This window comes from Geomicrobium sp. JCM 19055, from assembly GCF_000698185.1.
GTDB lineage: Bacteria > Bacillota > Bacilli > Bacillales > Marinococcaceae > Geomicrobium_A > Geomicrobium_A sediminis.
Window position 1 is genome coordinate 91,823 of record NZ_BAXL01000013.1, and the last position, 16,379, is coordinate 108,201.

Genomic DNA, 16,379 nt, shown 5'->3' on the forward strand with positions numbered 1-16,379 from the left:
AGAGATGGATTTCAAAGTATGCCGTCTTTTGATAAAGATACGAAGGTAAGGATTATTAATCGATTAGTTGAATGCGGATTTCATGAACTTGAAGTAACGTCATTTGTAAGTCCAAGAGCTGTACCGCAGTTACAAGATGCTGATGAAGTTATTAAAGAAATTGATCGGAATCAACCAGTTATCCTTCGAGCTCTTGTACCAAATGAAAGAGGATTGGAACGAGCGCATGCCTTAGGCATTAAAAAGGTAAAGCTCATGCTATCTGGCAGTGATTCACATAGCTTATATAATGCAAATGCTAATACTTTTGATGCGTTAGAACGATATCGAAGTGTTGCGGAGAAAGCTTTAACTTATAATATGAAAATGACTGGTAGTATTGCAGTGGCCTTTGGATGCCTTATGAAGGAGAAATACCAATTGAACGCCATGAAAAAATCTGTGCAAAGTATGCACAATTAGGCATTACAAATGTTTCATTGGCTGACACAACTGGAATGGGCAACCCCAAAAATGTGCGAAAAATTCTTCGCCATCTCATGAATGTATACCCTCATTTTACTTTCTCTATCCATTTGCACAACACGCGTGGAATGGCTTTTGCCAATGCTGTCACTGCCTTGGAAGAAGGTGTGGTGGATTTTGATAGCTCAACAGGTGGAATCGGCGGATGTCCCTACGCCCCAAATGCAAGTGGAAATATTGCTACAGAAGACCTTGTACATGGCTTTGAAGAGATGGGTATAGAGACAGGGGTGAACCTTGATAAGGTATTGGGAGTTGCTAGAGATCTTGAAAAACTATTCCCTAAGTATGTCGATAGTTTTTGTTGAAAGCTGGGAAAGCAAAAGATCTGCATAAAGCACCGGGTAAGCAGCGAGTGACCTGACTGTAAAAGTTTTTTTAAGATATAATGCCAGTAGACTGTTATATCAATGTTAGGATTGCAGATAGAGAAGTTTTATCAATCGATCAAGCGCTGACTTAAAAAAATCTAAGTGAGCGCTTGATTTTCTTTTATATTTACTAATTTGTTGAGGAGAAAAAAAAGAAATTTCATTTTGGGTGTGGAGAGTAATTTATATCATGACACACTAAGTTATTAGCAACCTTAGTTACAATGCCATGATAGATGATCTCGGTTTCCACCGATGTATTAATTGTCATTTGTTGATATTTTTCTTCCCAATCCATCTGTTTCCAATCTTCGTAATGATAAGCCATAATATGCTTTCCAATTCCAAAGTAATCACAATTTGCTTCTTGTATTAAGCGTATCACTTCTTCACACTCTACTTGTAATTTGTTTTTGATTGCTTCATTTAACCTTTCTGTGTGCTCTTCAATATACAAAGTGTCTTTAGGGTACTCTACAACGTTTAACATTAATGTCAAATCAATATTGGCTGAATACTCCCCATTAAACTCTTTGATAATTTTTAAATCACGCTTTTTCTCCTCCACATCAACCGTAACGTAATTCTCAATTGGATTTTTTTTCATTATCGTTAACACGTATATTAAATCGTCGAGGTTTTACTCTTTTTTTTATCCATCAGTAAAAGTCTTAATGTCTGATCTGCATCAATTTTTCCAGTCATTTGATCTTGGTCAAACAGTGCTAAGCCTTTTAAAGCAACACTTTCATCGTCAACAACTGTTAACAAAGGAAGTGCAGTGTCTAGACCTTCGTCAAAAATATCACTCATTACTACTTCCAATGAAGGGTCAGGTATAAGCATATTGTCTTTTAAACTATAAAGTAAATCACCTATATAATCGCTCACAAGGGGGCTTTCTACGTTTTTAACGTTTAAAACTTTTTTTAGCTTCTCCCTCAACCACTGCAATATGTGCATTTGTGGTGGATAGAGGTGATCGATAGTGAACATCAAGTACAGAATATATATTTTCTTGAGCAATAGCTTCACTTAGTAAGGTTACTCGGTTCTTTGAAGTGAATAGTTGACCTGAAACTTTTCGATCCAAATTCATTCGACTATCGCGTGGCGTATACCCAGTGGCTGAAATAACAGCAGGCTCTGTTGATGTTTCACTTTGAGAGCCGCTTTGCATCTGAGCTCCACCAATTGTAACGATTGTGGTTTCAATTAAGCCATCATCAGTTTGATCAAGTGCTTGTGAATAGATAAGATTAATATCTTTAACAAGTCTTTGATCCCAGCAACCGGTTAATAACAAGAGTACTGAGAAGCAAATAAGCACTTTTCTCATAGACTTGCCCCCTTAATACGTCGCAGTTTGGCGATAATAAATAAAAATAAGGGTAATAAAAAGGTTAAGTACGCGCTAGGGATATTAATAAATTTTAGCCAATGCTCATATTGATAAGTGGAAATCTGCATTAAATTCGGCACTGCGGTAATGATGACTGTTATAAAAGCAAGTAATCGATAGCGTGTTGTACCAAATATCTTCATTAACCCCATCACACCACAATAAACAAAAATTACATATGTGGTGATAATACTGATTGACCAAATCGATAAGAAAATTAAATCAAGGCGTTCAATTACTGTTAAGGAAAAGGACTTAATCATGTATAGATAAGGTTCAGGTAAAAGTTTCATTTCACCATGACTAAAAGTTAGTAATGAAGTTAAAAATACAATGATGTAAATAATAGTAACACTCCAATGAGCTAAAGTTATTACTTTGTATTTTTGCTTTGGCGTACCCTCTGTATAAGGCAAAACGACAGAAGTTACAATAAAACCATTAATTGCAAACATAGATGCAAAAATACCTTGAAATATACCGTGTGAATCTGCAAGTCCTAAAGGTAAGAGATTTAAATAATCTCCATAAACAAAAGCATAACTTGCAATTATGGGGATTAAAAGAATGATTGGAGCAGTAAGTACCATTACCCTACCAATTATAGTTAGTGATGACATTAACAAGGAGAGGCAAGCAAACAAAAAGAGAGTTAAGAATATAGGTTCTGGGGTTAAGTTTAAAATCCATATAGCTATTAATTGTGAAAAACCTTTTAGAACAAGTGCAGCAATCAAAATAAAATAACTTAGTAAAATCACTATAATAATTTTACTAAAAACTTTACCAAATACTTTCTCAATAACCATGTATAAAGAGTCATGTGGAAACCGTTTGTTTAATCGGTATAAGCAATAAAGGACTGCTTGTACGATTAAAGCGGCTATGAATAAAGAGATCCACCCGTCGGTTTTAGCAAAATTATAGACACTATTTGATAAGGAGAATAATCCAACTCCAATTTGTGCATGAACAAAAAACCAATATAATTGTGTTCTTCCCAAAAGAGTGGAGTTCTTCACTTACGTACCTCCCATTAACTTTTTTTTGTTTTTTTTGTCTTTAATTTATTGGAAGTAAAAATAGTGTCTTTTTCAAGCAACCACATCGGAAAACGTATAACTGTATCTTTTAGTTTCTTACGATCAAATGGTGCTACAGGGCTTAAATAAGGCATTCCAAAAGACTCAAGTTTTACAAGGTGCATTACAATAGTAAATGTACATAAAATTACTCCAATAAGCCCAAAAGTCGCCGCTGCTAGCATAAGTGGGAATCTTAACAGTCGAATCACAGAACTCATTTCGGGGTTTGGAATAACAAATGAGGAAACAGCTGTTATTGCGACCACGATGATCATAATATTTGATACAAGCCCTGCATTTACTACAGCTTCTCCAATGACAAGGCCTCCAACAATTCCAATTGTTTGACCAATTGGTGCGGGCAATCTTATCCCAGCTTCTCTGATTAATTCAATGGTAAATTCCATGATCATTGCCTCGATTATAGGGGGATATGGAATATTCTGTAAGGAGCTTTTTACAGAAATAATGAGTGGCTGTGGAATTATCTCAAAATGAAAAGCAATCAATGATATATAGATAGAAGGAAAAAACACTGAAATAAATAATGCAATCGTTCTTATAATTCTTAAGAAACTCCCTAATACAAAATGCGAGTTATAATCATCAGTAGATTGCATAAAGCTGAAAAATGATACTGGCATGATCAATGCTGTAGGGTTACCTTCAATTAATATTATTATTCGTCCTTCGTGCAAATTTCCTACCACAGTATCTGGTCGTTCAGTGTATAGTAATTGGGGAAAGAATGATTTTTTTGGATCTTGCAGAAGTTCATCTAGGGATCCCGGCGAGCTAATTAAATCTTGTTTAATTGACAATAACTTCTTAGTCACACCTTTAATTAATTTAGGGGAAGCCTTGCCTTCTATGTATAGCAGTGCTACATCTTTTTTTAGGGTCTTTCCAATTGTATGTTTTTTTTAATATTTAACTCTTTTATTTTTGCTTGGTAACGAATTAAATTAATATTCGTTGTTAAATCTTCTATAAAACCAGCATGTGAACCACGTAGTGCTCGATCGTTAATAGGTTCCTCAATTGAACGAGTGTTTGATTTAGGAGCGTTACCTAAAAAGTAATGTAGATCTTTATTTTCTACAATTACTATATAACTTCCTGTTAGGAGGTCTGGAAGTCCTTCCGTAATAGAATTTAGTTGCTTTAAAGGAAACTCTGATAAGCATTCCGTTATAGAGAAGTTATTTTTGTGAGCCTCTTCTTGGGAAATAACATTTACAAAGGACTGTTCAAGCCACTGTATATCTGTCATTGTATTGAAATAAATTAATAATGCTTTTCGGTTTTTAAATGGGAGTTCTTGTACTACCAAATCATCTGTGCAATAAAAGTAGTTAGAAGCAACAGATTTAATTTCATCAATAGAAACCATTGTGCCTCTCCTTTCTCGTTTTTAGAGTATCCTTTGTGAAATTGATAAGAATTATTCACTGGGAAAGATAAAAAGCACATATGGAATTTTAATCAAAAGTTATTGTAAGTATATGGAACAACGGACACTCGAATTTTGTTATAAAATTTGATTTTCATGAAATTAAATTACTCTGGGAGGTGAGCCTGAAGAAAGAAATAATAGTTGATCTCAAGTCAAACAATATTATAATTGAAATTTTTTTTTCTTAGTAAATGATCAACAAATATTTAGTCGAATGTGTGAAGAGATTGATTCCCCGGCTTCTCAGATGTTACACCACTCATTTTGGATGGAAAAATAATTTTAAGTTAGATTGATTTTGCCTTCATGGTCTATTAGGTGTTTATTATTTGTGTATTAGTTAATCGCTAACCTAAAAAGCCTAGAAATTTTTATTTTTGCTAAAAAGTTGTTTATGATCTAGTACATAGTTAAGTCTTAGATAACGGCACCAGTGTTTTCAATTGTAAAGTTAACTTCTATATCTACGTTTAAATTAGGATATTCTTCTTCTTCCCACTTTTTAATATCAAAGTTTCTCACTTTTTGACCTATACGTTCTCCAATACCGAGTGGATCAATCTCATTTTTTTGAAAGAAATATATAATCTCTTTCATCTGCATTTCGAAATCTTTTGCGGCCAATTCTTCCAATTGTAGAATTGTTTCCGGTCTTGATACATCAATATTTCTTGCTTCTCGCAGAGGCCCTTGAATATTTACATTTACTTTGACATAAATTTCATCAGCTTCTTGTTTAATTGTCCAATTGGGACTGGAAGATAGGTGATGAAGAGCCACTCCATGGTTTTCATCAATATCGATATTAACTGTCCCTTCTTCAGTTTTATTTATAAGCTTCCTGAAAACATGAGTTTTGTCTAAACTTAATTCATCAATATATTTATCTTCTTTGAATAGAGCTATGCCCACTACATCTACATGATTTTCTGCTTTTTCCAATAGTGGGAGAAACGGATCTGCACCCTCAGCATAATAATGGTACAAAAACTCTTGAAAATCGGCTTGAGGTAGTTGTTCAGCTTGATTAAATTCAATTAACTCTACTAAATATTCGTGGACAGTTAGGTGAAAAGGATAATCCGCACTCAAAATATCCTTGGTAGGTCCCTTTGTAATCGCGACCTTTAAGTCTTGATTGATCATGGGGTTCCTTTGAATAGTGTCTATAACCCCAAAAATCCCTTCATTTATTGCTAAATCACTATGAAACAAATGAACGCGGCTTCGGCTAGTATCTATGTAACGAGAGGATTCTGCTTGCATATGTGAATAGAGGTCTTCTAGATCTTCTCTAGAAACGTTAATAGTTTCGCTTTTTGGTATTTCTGCATCAGGCATAAAGATGGTGGTAGTTCCGTTTGCCTGAACTTCCCCATCGATATAATCAAATCCCATTGCCTGAAGGTATTGGATATCTTCAATGTAATGACTTTGAGGATTACAACCTGTGACCAATAATAAAATAACAACGATAGTGATAATACATAAATTTTTATAAATTATAGACGCCTCCTTTTTAAAATAAATCTTTGCAAAAGGCATAAAATAGGGAGGTAAATGAAAATCGTGTAAAATCCTAAACGATTTGTAAAGGTAGAAAGAGATTGAATCTCTATTCGAGTCGTAAATAATAGAGCACAGCCGAATAAAGCTATAGAAATTGCTCTTAAGGAATGACGCTGAGAGAAGTTAAATGTCTGTTTAACAATACGACTGGCGGACCACAGGCCTAATGCCATATTTGGTAATAAAACAAGTAGCCACATGGACATTCCGATGTATTCCATTTTCCAAACTGTTAAAGTTGGCCATTCAATAGTCAAAAGGTGACGTTCGTGAAAGTAAAGAACAGGGAGAATAAAGGCTATTAGGTAAATAACCATGCTAAAAGCCAAACCAAGTTGTGCCCATTTATGTGAGCGTGGTGCTTGCTTAATAAAAGGATAAGCTATTAATAGGACTTCAAATCCTAAAAATTGAAATGTCATCGTTTTCGTTGATTGCCACATTTCATGGAGCGAATGATCAAATACAGGGAACAAACTGCCAAAGTTCAATTGATTCTGAGGTAAGTGGCTGAAAAAAAAGAAAAGGAAGGACGAAGAGAACTGCCAATAAGCTACCTCCGATAATTGCTCGAAATCCTGATGTAGTGTAGCTATATGCTAGTATCATACAAATAAGATATAAAACCCAGAGTGAGACATCTGGGAAAAGCCATACATGAAGAATTTCGACATATGCAACCAGGGTAATTAGCACAAACAGACTAAAATAAAAAAACCCAAAACAGGCTAATAAATGATCCTAATTTTTTTCCAAATACTTTACATTGAATAGTGACGATAGTTTCTCCCTTGTTCAGGGTAGCGTATATGATCCTAATGATTATGCTAATTAAAACTGCAGAGAACAGAATTGCTATCCAACCATCATGACCAGCATCTACAATCATTGTGCGTGGAAGGGTGAAAATACCTACACCTACCTGCATAACAGTCACGATAAAAAAAGCAAAAAACGGTGAAACCTGTTTTGTAACTTTAGTTTGAGTGTTCACTTCTTCGCCTCCTTATTCTTCAATATCTTTAGGCGGATGTTTCTTAGAGTTTGAAATGAATCGCTTTTTCTTTTGAGGGCGTAACACCTCTGGTCGATTCTCGAGCTTTTGAATTGGTAACCTGAAAATCTCGTCTCTAAAGTCTTTGACCCTAAACGGGTAAAGGGGAGATAAGTAAGGATAGCCTAAAGATGTTAGCTTAATTAAGTGAAGAAGGTGAATAGCCAAACATATGGCCATACCAAAAAAAGCCAAACCACTGAGCAAATATAATAAAAGGAAAACGAAGAATGCGAATCGTACTCCCCATTTGGTAAATTGGTGTGGTGAAGGAAGCGAGCGCTGTAAGTCCTATTAAGATAAGCAGCACACTACTGGCGAGGGAAGCCTCAACAACAGCTGTTCCTATGACAATGCCACCTACTATGCCAATGGTTTGACCGATGCGACTTGGAAGCCGTGCTCCTGCTTCTCTTAATAGTTCAACAGTAATTTCAAGTAGGACTACTTCTATGATTGGGGGATAAGGAACCTCCAACCTCGAAGCAACCATTGTATTTAATAAAACATCAGGGATAACCTCATGATGGTATGTTGTTACTGCGATATAACAGAAGTTGCTAAAACTGAGAATAAAACCCCAGCTAACCGAATTAATCGAAAGAACATGGATAGGGGCCACATCATGTAATGGTCATCTGGAGAAGAGAAGAACTCTAATAAGTTAGTAGGTCCAATCATCGCTTGAGGAGATCCTTCCATGGTGAAGACTACTTTACCTTCAACTAAAGCAGATGCTACCCTTTCTGGTCGTTCCGTCTCTAGCAATTGTGGGAAATAGGTATTCGGATTATCTGAAATCAATTGTTTGATTTGGGAGCTATCGACGATTTCATCATAATCAAGTCTATTAATACGCTCGGTTAAAGTTTGAACCAATTGAGGGTTCGTAATGTCATTTATATGAAGGATCGCAACTCTACTTTTACTTATACTTCCAACAATAAATTCTTTAATCACTAAATCAGAAACTGGAAGACGTTTGCGAATCAAGTTAAGGTTTACATCAAGGGATTCGATAAAAGCTTCCTTAGGACCAATTACTGTAAATTCATTTTCTGGTATGTCCACAGATCGTTGTTCTTTTTGTTGGGCAGGTATGGAAAGAACCTCACTATCATGATTCGTAACTTGAATAATTACATGACCACTCAACAAATTGTGTTCGATCTCTTCAATTTTTCGAATGATTTTGGTTCCTTCTATAGGAATCAATCGTTTAAGATCAATAAGAGTTTGTAACTCAGGGCTTTTCGTATATGAACTGATATGAGAGTCGATCTGTTTTTCATCCACTAAAGATTTTACATAGTGGATTTGAAATGGGGCTTTTTCTGTTGCGTTATATGAGACAAAGTCGAAAGAGTTTTGGCATGCCTGTATAAGACCTTCCAATGTTTTATCTTTTTGTAATTCGAGTTTTTTTATGTACATGTTTTTTTGAACATTAGATCACCCACGGTTTACATCAATACACTTACGCTTTACTATTTTTATGAATTTATACCTTAATTGGATAAATAAAAAGAATGGGGAATGGTGTGGTAAGGTCTTTAGTAAAATAAAAATTAAAAGAGAAGAGATTATGTTCCGGTGTAAAAAGAGTGCTTAAAAAGCATGATATATCAAGAAAGGCCTTTTTAACTTATAACCTTAATGGTAGGAACACAGCCCAATGGCTCTTTTTATCCTGCTGGTATGGGATACAAATAGAATGAAGTAAACATAATATACTTTAGTGAAACAGTATATAACGTATTAAGAGGTTGAAACACTGAACTTTGTTGAGAGAAAATGGATGCTTACAAAATATTTGTAAACAAATAAGAAGGAGGGGTTGATCGATGATAAGCCAATTAATCTTGTTATCTCGAGAATAAATTGCTAAACGTTTGTGTTAAATGAAAAGCAATAACTGCGGATTTCTCAAACACTGTGAGTAGGTAAGGAGACGAAAAATCTAAATATTGATTATATAAAGGTAAAATGAATGCTAAAAACACCAAAAAAATATGCTTTTTGCTAATCATTACAATCTGTTTTCCATTGTTGAGGTGTATCAATAGCATAAATGCAGATAACAGAATATAGCAGAAGCAATGGAATAAAGCTTGGAATCGTACTAATGCTTAAACGGAGTGAAAGCGCAGCATTCAGGCGAGAGTAATATGAAGATGATTAACTCTATAGCAACGATCAGTTATTTAACTTCCGATAAGATACATTATGTTCGGGGCGTTTTATGAAATGCCGTAAAAATAGGCTTTTAAAGCCTATAACTTTTCTACTCGGTGTTTGTTGCTTCTTTTCTTCAAAGAATTAAAATCAATAAACTGAACGCTATACTCTAACAAGTCACTGACGTATAGTTTCTTTTCTTTTGCAAATTCCTTTACGCTGCCAAGCAAATCTTTATCATAGGTTGTTTTATATTGAATGCGATCTTTTGGTCGATTATTTTTGTCGAAGTGGATGACTTCTTGCTCTAAAACAACTTGCAAACCTGACTCTAATAAATAATTAGGATGTGTGTCATATTGAGTAGCCAATGTATTCAATTGATCTAGAATCGAGTTGCTTACATTTGTTCTGAATTTCACTCGGGATGTATCGGTTGTCTGGGTTAGTCTGCCATTCTCTAAAATCCACATTTTTAAGCTCCTTTACTATAGGTTTTTGAATATATTAGAGTTATTATTCTTATAAGAAACACATTGACTAAATTGATGGTGTGAGAACTATCCTTTTATTATCTGTTTTGCATAATGAGTAAAATCTGCAAGGTGATTCTTTACAATTTCCTCTAAAATATCCAAGTTCATGGATTGATAATCATGAACAGCAATATTTCTAAAGCCTACCATCGCTTTTAAGCTTTTGGCGCTAGGTGTATCAATATATCCATGCACTTCCAACATATCAAAGGCTTCCCGACTTGATTGCGGAAGGCCCAGCCTATCGACTGAAACAATATGCATCGCTAAATCTATAGAAGCTTCACATGCACGTTGTATATTCAATATGATGGAGTCCTGTTTTGTGTAATCTTTCAAGTGGTCTGGATTTCCGGCATATACCTCTTCTATTCGTTGAAGACAACGCTCAATCGTAGTAACTTTATTTAGAATCACGTCACTTTTCATATATAGACCCTCTTTCATTAATTTTATCTAAAATGTTCTTACGTTCTTCATTTAACTTAGCGTACATGCTTAATGCTGTCATTTGTTGATGAGCAAACAAATTTTTGTTCTCTGAAAACAATAGATCACCTGTTGCATAGATCTGTGCTTTAAAAACGGTTGATACTGTCTTAAGGTTTACCAAATCTACTTCTCGCTTGAATTTATGGGCAAGATCTTGAGATATCATGAATATTTTATATGGTGTTGGAGGATCGAATCCTTCTTTAGGATAAAAGGCTAAATCAAGGTCGCTTTCTTCACGGTGGGTACCATTTGCAAATGAACCAAATAATATTATAAAGGATGGATTTAGTTTTTCAATAAGGTACTTCGTGATATCGGCTCTCATTTTTTTCATCCATCAATATCCCTCCTTTTTAGTGTTAGTATAACAAAGTTTAAATTCTTTTAATAACATATCAAGGAAGTTACCTCCTATGTTAGAAGGATAACGGTAATAGCGTTAACTAAAGTATAAACTTTATAATTACCCGTGTTTAAATGTAAATACTGAAAGGTAAACAAAGAACCGTAACAAATGAGTTGTTACGGTTCTTTGAGTCTAATAAAGAAATAGAACTATCAGCGGGAACATTACCTACGTCGGTATAATACAATGATTGATGCAGTATTTAAGCAATATTTTCACCGCCTTGTTCTTGTGCAGCCTTACGGAATTTAAAATAAGATTTCCGAATTTGTAACCTCAAATATCAATGAATTTCTCATGAACGCTGAGCATTTCAATTCTGAGATCATTCATTACAAAATGTAAGCCTTTACCAGGTTCAATTACATCATTTCTGAATGGTAAATAGGCTAGAATTTGCAAATTAGAAAACAGTTTACGACCAATTCAATTACCTCGCTAAATGCAAATTTCTTGTATTTTTTTAATCTTTCCTTTATTAATGAAGTTAAACTCTCATTACTACATTGGTGAAAGTATTAAAAGAAATTTTAATCTTCTTCCATCGGTAAGAAGATCGCAATGCAAGCACCATTCGAATTCCAAGCTTTTACATACCCTTTATGATTTTTTATAATTTGTTCTACAATATAAAGCCCAAGCCCTTTGTGATATTCCTCATCTGAATTGTTGTTTTGATAATACTTACCAAACAACTTATTTAGATCTTTTTCGTAAAAACCTTTGCCTGTATCGCATATTTTCAAACAAAAATAATCATTTTCAACCTTTAAAGTAACATTTATAGTGCCTCCAGGTTCATTAAAACGTATACTATTTGAAATTAAGTTATCTAGCACCTGTTGAATTCTAGCGATATCAACTTTTAATAAGTCAGTACTTCTGTTCTCTGACTTATGCAAATTTATCACATATGATAGGCCTTTCTTTTCTACCATAAATTTATATTTGTTTAATTCACTTTGAAAGAAATTAAGAGGTTCTATCTCAGAATAATTCATAGTGAAATCTGGTTTTTCCAATATATAGAGTTTATCAAACTCTTCAATGAGTTTTTCAGTTCTATTTACCTCTTTAATTATGGTTGATATATATCGCTGGTGTTTAGCATCGGCTCTCTTATTAATCATTTCTGCGTTTGCTTTAATGATTGTTAGTGGTGTTCTAATATCATGAGAAATAGAATTCAAAAAGTCATTCCTACTTTCTTCTAGGTTCCATTGCTTCAATAAAGATTCATGAAGAGCGTCCTTCATTAAATTAAAAGAGTTTATAAGGTCACTCATTTCATCGTCAACACCTTGATCTTTAATATCAATTTCTAGGTTATTTCTCCTAATTTGTTCAGTTGCAAATTTTAACTCAAATATCCTTTCATGAAATCTTTTACCCATTCGATTTCCATAGTAATAAGTGAAAAACAATATACAAATAAAGGGGAATACAATACAGATTATTATGAATACAGTAAAAAAAAGTTTCAATTTCTGATTCAATCTTGTACGTTAAAATAACACTACCTACCAATTGATCATCATCATCTATAATTGGAATATACTGTGTTACTTCGTTCTCATATAATGTACTGCTGTTTATCTTATACATTATTTCTTGAGTTGTATAATTAAGTTCGCCATTAATTGTGCCATATAAATTATTACCATTTCTATCGGTTATTGAGTATCTCATACCTGGATAAGGAATGAAATTATCTAACCTCTCAAGTGCAATGTTACTGCCTTCTATAATATCCTCTCCATGTGTATGAATTAATGAGATTATTTCAGGCACTTGATTTTCATAGTAATTAGCATAATATCGATCATCTAAATTTAAAACAAAAAACAAAGTTATTGCTGTAAACAAAATAGTGGCAATAAAACTAAAAAAAATGGTTTTGAAGATTGATAAACTAATTTGACTTTTTATTGATTTTCTTTTTTTACTCAACCTTATATCCTACCCCCCAAACAGTACGAATAACCTCTGAATCTGTTTTAATTGTTTGTATTCGCGCTCTAATATTCCTAATGTGTTCAGTAACTGTATGTGTTTGCCCAGAAGCCTCTCGCCCCCAAGCAATTTCATATAAGTGGTCTTTAGAAAATATCTGTCCTGGTCTAGACATTAACGCTTCTAAAAGTTTAAATTCTTTATTAGTTAAAGAAATAGCTTCTTGTTTATATTGTAGTTCATGTCTAGAGTTATCTAAGGTTAGATCCTTATAAGTAATATTTTTAACAGGCGTTTTGGAACGTCTTTCTCTACGTAGGTGGGCATTAATTCTTGTCAAGAGTTGCTCATGGCTGAAAGGTTTGTTTATATAATCATCTGCACCTACGTTTAATCCTTTTATCTGATCATGCATTCCAGTTTTTGCGGTTAAAAACAAAATTGGAACATCAGTAATTTCTCGAATCGATTTGCATAAATCGAATCCATTAATATTCGGCATCATAATATCTAACAATATCAAATTATAGGTATGATTCTTGACGTTCTTTATTACTGAGGTAGGGCTATGAAGACAGGTAACTTTATAGCCCTCTTCTTCTAGCAATTCTTTGACTATTGCTGCAATCTCAATTTCATCATCAACGAATAATATATGCTCCATAATTTATCCCCCAGGCATTACATAGAGTGTATAAATTTACTTAGCTTCATGTCTATTCCATATCAAGCAAGCCATGATAGAACAAATTGTAGTTACTACTATTAATATACTATAGAGAGGACTCCAACCTTCTTCTGATAATACACCAAAAATTGATTGTGTTGGTGTAAGAAGGAATATGAACTCATTAGAGAAATATATTGGTACCACATATAATATTAGTAACGTGAAAAAAAGCAATTATTGTATTTGGTGTTATTAGTGAAACTACACTTGATAATGACAGTATCAGTATTAATACTAATAAAAATAATGAATATAAAGAAACAGTATAGATGTAGCCAGAAAATACGGAATAGATATTAGAATCGTTGTAAGTCGTTATAAAGTCAGGAATAGGGTAAAGTATCAAACCGGATATCGATCCAAGTATTAGTACAAAGCCTGTGGCGATAGTTGTAATTACTATTAAAACTATCCATTTGGATACCAGAAACGCAACTTTTTTTTGTAAGGCCTGTAGAGAATTAACTTGTATGCTCTTGATTTTAAAGATGAATTTAATACTATAACATATAGTAGTGGCATGAAGAAAAGTGTAATAAAGAACGAAACTTCTCTTAGTAAAAACCAAGGAAAATTCACTGCATTTAAAGGTGTATCGCTCTCTGCAGTGTATAAACCGATATCAAATAACGTTAAAAAATAAACTGAAAAACCTGATATAAAGATAAAAAGTAAAGCCAATAATTTAAATAAGCGCATACTCCAAAGCCGCTCAAATTCACTTATGACTAAGTTAAGCATATTAAACTCCTTTTAAATAAAGTAACTTCTTTTTGTAAACAATAAATATGCAAGTAGAGAAAATACAATAAGATATGCAATTACAATAATGGAAAGCCAATTAAAGTTATTGTCGGTCATAAATAATAAAATCCCAGTGTACTGTATCTTAGTGATTGATGAGTAAATTATATAAACTAGTTGATAGGAATTTTCTGTAAAAGCTGTTGAGTATTCTAATAACTGAGGTACTATTGTAGAAAAGAATAAGAAGGTTAGGCCTAAACCTAATATTGAATTAATAGACCTGCAGATAACTGCAAAAAAACACAGCCAATGACATCACTGCTAAACCTGTAAGATACGCTAAAAGGTAATATATTAAAGTGTTAGCAAACATTGTTCCGTTTGATATTTGCTCTTCTGTGAGGAACATTTTAGAGTGATTTGGAATATCAAAAAGAAATAAACCAACAATTAATGAGGATATAAAATATAACAAAATAAATATGAATAATGTTATAGATATTACGATGAACTTTGATAAAAAAAATTTGATTAAGATTATAAGATCTCAAGAGAATTAATTTTAGTTGTCCAGTTTGATATTCTTCTGTTACAATATTCGCTGCTAAAAATAAGATTAAGATATTAAAAGTGATAAATAAATGTTCTGAAATACTTAGGATAGGAAAATTTAGAGTAGTTGCATAATCTACCTCTGTTGAAATTTTATTTGTATTTTGGTTATTGAAGAATATACCTGTTACTAAAACTAGAAAAGGAGTAGAGAATAACAGGATAAATATTACTTTTCTCGCCCATATACGTTCCCATTCGCTCAGTATTAAGTTTTTCATTTTGCCATCATCTCAAAAAAAGAGTTCTTCTAAATCATTATTCTCCGCATTGTATATGTCTTCCTTTTTCCCCTTCATAAGGATCTTTCCATCTTTTATTATAATTAAATCGCTACATATCTTTTGAATTTCATCTAAAAGGTGACTGGAGATGAGAAAAGTAATTTGATTATCCATGTTCAACTCAATAATCAATTCTCTTAATTGGCGCATACCGATGGGATCTAATCCATTTGCAGGTTCATCTAAAATTATTATCTCAGGGTTGCCGAGTAAAGCTTGAGCAATACCAAGTCTTTGTTTCATTCCTAAGGAATAATTTTTGATTTTGTCATTCCCTCTACCTTCTAGGCCTACAATATTAAGCACCTCTTCCACTTTTTTTTGTCTTTTGTGTTCCGGTTAAATCATGGAGCCTTGCTAAGTTTAATAGCATTTTTCTCCCTGTCATGTATTCAAAGAAAACTGGAGATTCAACTATTGCCCCAATACCTTTTAAAGCTTGCCTTCGATCAACATTTATATCAAAGCCATTAATTTTAACTGTTCCTTTTGATGGTTTTATTAATCCAGTTAGCATTCGCATAACTGTAGTTTTGCCTGCTCCGTTAGGTCCGATAAAGCCGCAAATTTCACCTTTTCCAATTGCAAAATCAATATCTTTAACCAATGTGATACTTTTTACAGTCTTAGTCAGAGAATGCGTTTCAATCATGTTTTTCATTGTTTTGCCTGCCTCCTTAAAAATAAATCAGTACTTCTATTAACTATAGAAAAAGGTTTTCAAAAAAAATCAAAAATTACAAAACAAAGCGTAGTCTGTTTGACTACACTTTGCTTAAGGATTTTAAGTCTAAATTTTTTTTCAATTTCATCTACAACTTCATTAATTGGTGGAATAATGTAGTTTAATTTAAGGGTCCCGGAAGCAATTTCATATGCTTCTTTTTTTTGAGGAGCCATAACAACATGTCCAACTTCTTTAAGTTTACGTATATTCTGCTGGATTAAAGGATTTCCCCACATGAGTTCATTCATA

Annotated in this window: 17 protein-coding genes and 3 pseudogenes; 1 reads left to right on the plus strand and 19 read right to left on the minus strand. The window is 33.3% G+C overall.

The window, feature by feature from the left end:
* Positions 1–18: 18 nt before the first annotated feature.
* Positions 19–833, plus strand: a pseudogene (locus JCM19055_RS12560) (hydroxymethylglutaryl-CoA lyase).
* 223 nt (positions 834–1,056) lie between these two features.
* On the opposite strand, the gene JCM19055_RS12565 reads toward JCM19055_RS12560, so the two are convergent.
* From JCM19055_RS12565 to JCM19055_RS23915, 19 genes and pseudogenes are all read right to left on the minus strand, one after another.
* Positions 1,057–1,515, minus strand: coding sequence for a Ger(x)C family spore germination C-terminal domain-containing protein (locus JCM19055_RS12565; RefSeq protein ID WP_265182102.1), 459 nt, complete (start codon positions 1,513–1,515; stop codon positions 1,057–1,059).
* A gap of 5 nt (positions 1,516–1,520) precedes the next feature.
* Entirely contained in the window at positions 1,521–1,841 is a 321-nt protein-coding gene (locus JCM19055_RS12570; protein ID WP_265182103.1) for a hypothetical protein, read from the minus strand.
* Positions 1,807–2,235 (minus strand): hypothetical protein, encoded by a 429-nt coding sequence (locus JCM19055_RS12575; protein WP_042359973.1) that lies wholly within the window; start codon positions 2,233–2,235, stop codon positions 1,807–1,809. Before JCM19055_RS12575 ends, JCM19055_RS12570 begins: the two co-directional genes overlap by 35 nt.
* Positions 2,232–3,320, minus strand: coding sequence for an endospore germination permease (locus JCM19055_RS12580; protein ID WP_042359974.1), 1,089 nt, complete (start codon positions 3,318–3,320; stop codon positions 2,232–2,234). Before JCM19055_RS12580 ends, JCM19055_RS12575 begins: the two co-directional genes overlap by 4 nt.
* Positions 3,321–3,334: 14 nt before the next feature.
* The gene (locus JCM19055_RS23900; RefSeq protein ID WP_081833666.1) at positions 3,335–4,294 is read right to left on the minus strand and encodes a spore germination protein; all 960 of its coding nucleotides are present in this window, start codon (positions 4,292–4,294) and stop codon (positions 3,335–3,337) included.
* Positions 4,279–4,776 carry a spore germination protein gene (locus JCM19055_RS23905; RefSeq protein WP_052366291.1) on the minus strand — a complete coding sequence of 166 codons (498 nt, stop codon included), beginning with the start codon at positions 4,774–4,776 and terminating at the stop codon, positions 4,279–4,281. The genes JCM19055_RS23900 and JCM19055_RS23905 overlap by 16 nt, the downstream gene beginning before the upstream one ends.
* A gap of 480 nt (positions 4,777–5,256) precedes the next feature.
* Entirely contained in the window at positions 5,257–6,384 is a 1,128-nt protein-coding gene (locus JCM19055_RS12590; protein ID WP_042359975.1) for a Ger(x)C family spore germination protein, read from the minus strand.
* Positions 6,342–6,899: a GerAB/ArcD/ProY family transporter gene (locus tag JCM19055_RS25515; RefSeq protein ID WP_370543114.1), complete on the minus strand. Its 558-nt coding sequence runs from the start codon at positions 6,897–6,899 to the stop codon at positions 6,342–6,344. Before JCM19055_RS25515 ends, JCM19055_RS12590 begins: the two co-directional genes overlap by 43 nt.
* On the minus strand, positions 6,868–7,104 hold the full coding sequence (locus JCM19055_RS31800) for a GerAB/ArcD/ProY family transporter (RefSeq protein WP_370543115.1): 237 nt from the start codon (positions 7,102–7,104) through the stop codon (positions 6,868–6,870). Before JCM19055_RS31800 ends, JCM19055_RS25515 begins: the two co-directional genes overlap by 32 nt.
* A gap of 7 nt (positions 7,105–7,111) precedes the next feature.
* Positions 7,112–7,402: a GerAB/ArcD/ProY family transporter gene (locus JCM19055_RS23910; RefSeq protein ID WP_052366292.1), complete on the minus strand. Its 291-nt coding sequence runs from the start codon at positions 7,400–7,402 to the stop codon at positions 7,112–7,114.
* A 12-nt stretch (positions 7,403–7,414) separates the two neighbouring features.
* Positions 7,415–8,896: pseudogene (locus tag JCM19055_RS31805) on the minus strand (spore germination protein).
* 839 nt (positions 8,897–9,735) lie between these two features.
* On the minus strand, positions 9,736–10,113 hold the full coding sequence (locus JCM19055_RS12605) for a hypothetical protein (RefSeq protein WP_042359976.1): 378 nt from the start codon (positions 10,111–10,113) through the stop codon (positions 9,736–9,738).
* Positions 10,114–10,200: 87 nt separating this feature from the next.
* Positions 10,201–10,605: a DUF86 domain-containing protein gene (locus JCM19055_RS12610; RefSeq protein WP_042359977.1), complete on the minus strand. Its 405-nt coding sequence runs from the start codon at positions 10,603–10,605 to the stop codon at positions 10,201–10,203.
* Positions 10,595–11,005: a nucleotidyltransferase domain-containing protein gene (locus JCM19055_RS12615; RefSeq protein ID WP_042359978.1), complete on the minus strand. Its 411-nt coding sequence runs from the start codon at positions 11,003–11,005 to the stop codon at positions 10,595–10,597. Before JCM19055_RS12615 ends, JCM19055_RS12610 begins: the two co-directional genes overlap by 11 nt.
* 602 nt (positions 11,006–11,607) lie before the next feature.
* Positions 11,608–12,471 (minus strand): HAMP domain-containing sensor histidine kinase, encoded by an 864-nt coding sequence (locus JCM19055_RS12620; protein ID WP_042359979.1) that lies wholly within the window; start codon positions 12,469–12,471, stop codon positions 11,608–11,610.
* Positions 12,464–13,027 (minus strand): hypothetical protein, encoded by a 564-nt coding sequence (locus tag JCM19055_RS12625; protein WP_042359980.1) that lies wholly within the window; start codon positions 13,025–13,027, stop codon positions 12,464–12,466. The genes JCM19055_RS12620 and JCM19055_RS12625 overlap by 8 nt, the downstream gene beginning before the upstream one ends.
* The gene (locus JCM19055_RS12630; RefSeq protein ID WP_042359981.1) at positions 13,020–13,694 is read right to left on the minus strand and encodes a response regulator transcription factor; all 675 of its coding nucleotides are present in this window, start codon (positions 13,692–13,694) and stop codon (positions 13,020–13,022) included. Before JCM19055_RS12630 ends, JCM19055_RS12625 begins: the two co-directional genes overlap by 8 nt.
* Positions 13,695–15,352: 1,658 nt before the next feature.
* Positions 15,353–16,064: pseudogene (locus JCM19055_RS12645) on the minus strand (ABC transporter ATP-binding protein).
* A gap of 59 nt (positions 16,065–16,123) precedes the next feature.
* On the minus strand, positions 16,124–16,378 hold the full coding sequence (locus tag JCM19055_RS23915; RefSeq protein ID WP_052366293.1) for a hypothetical protein: 255 nt from the start codon (positions 16,376–16,378) through the stop codon (positions 16,124–16,126).
* Between the last annotated feature and the right edge of the window lies 1 nt (position 16,379).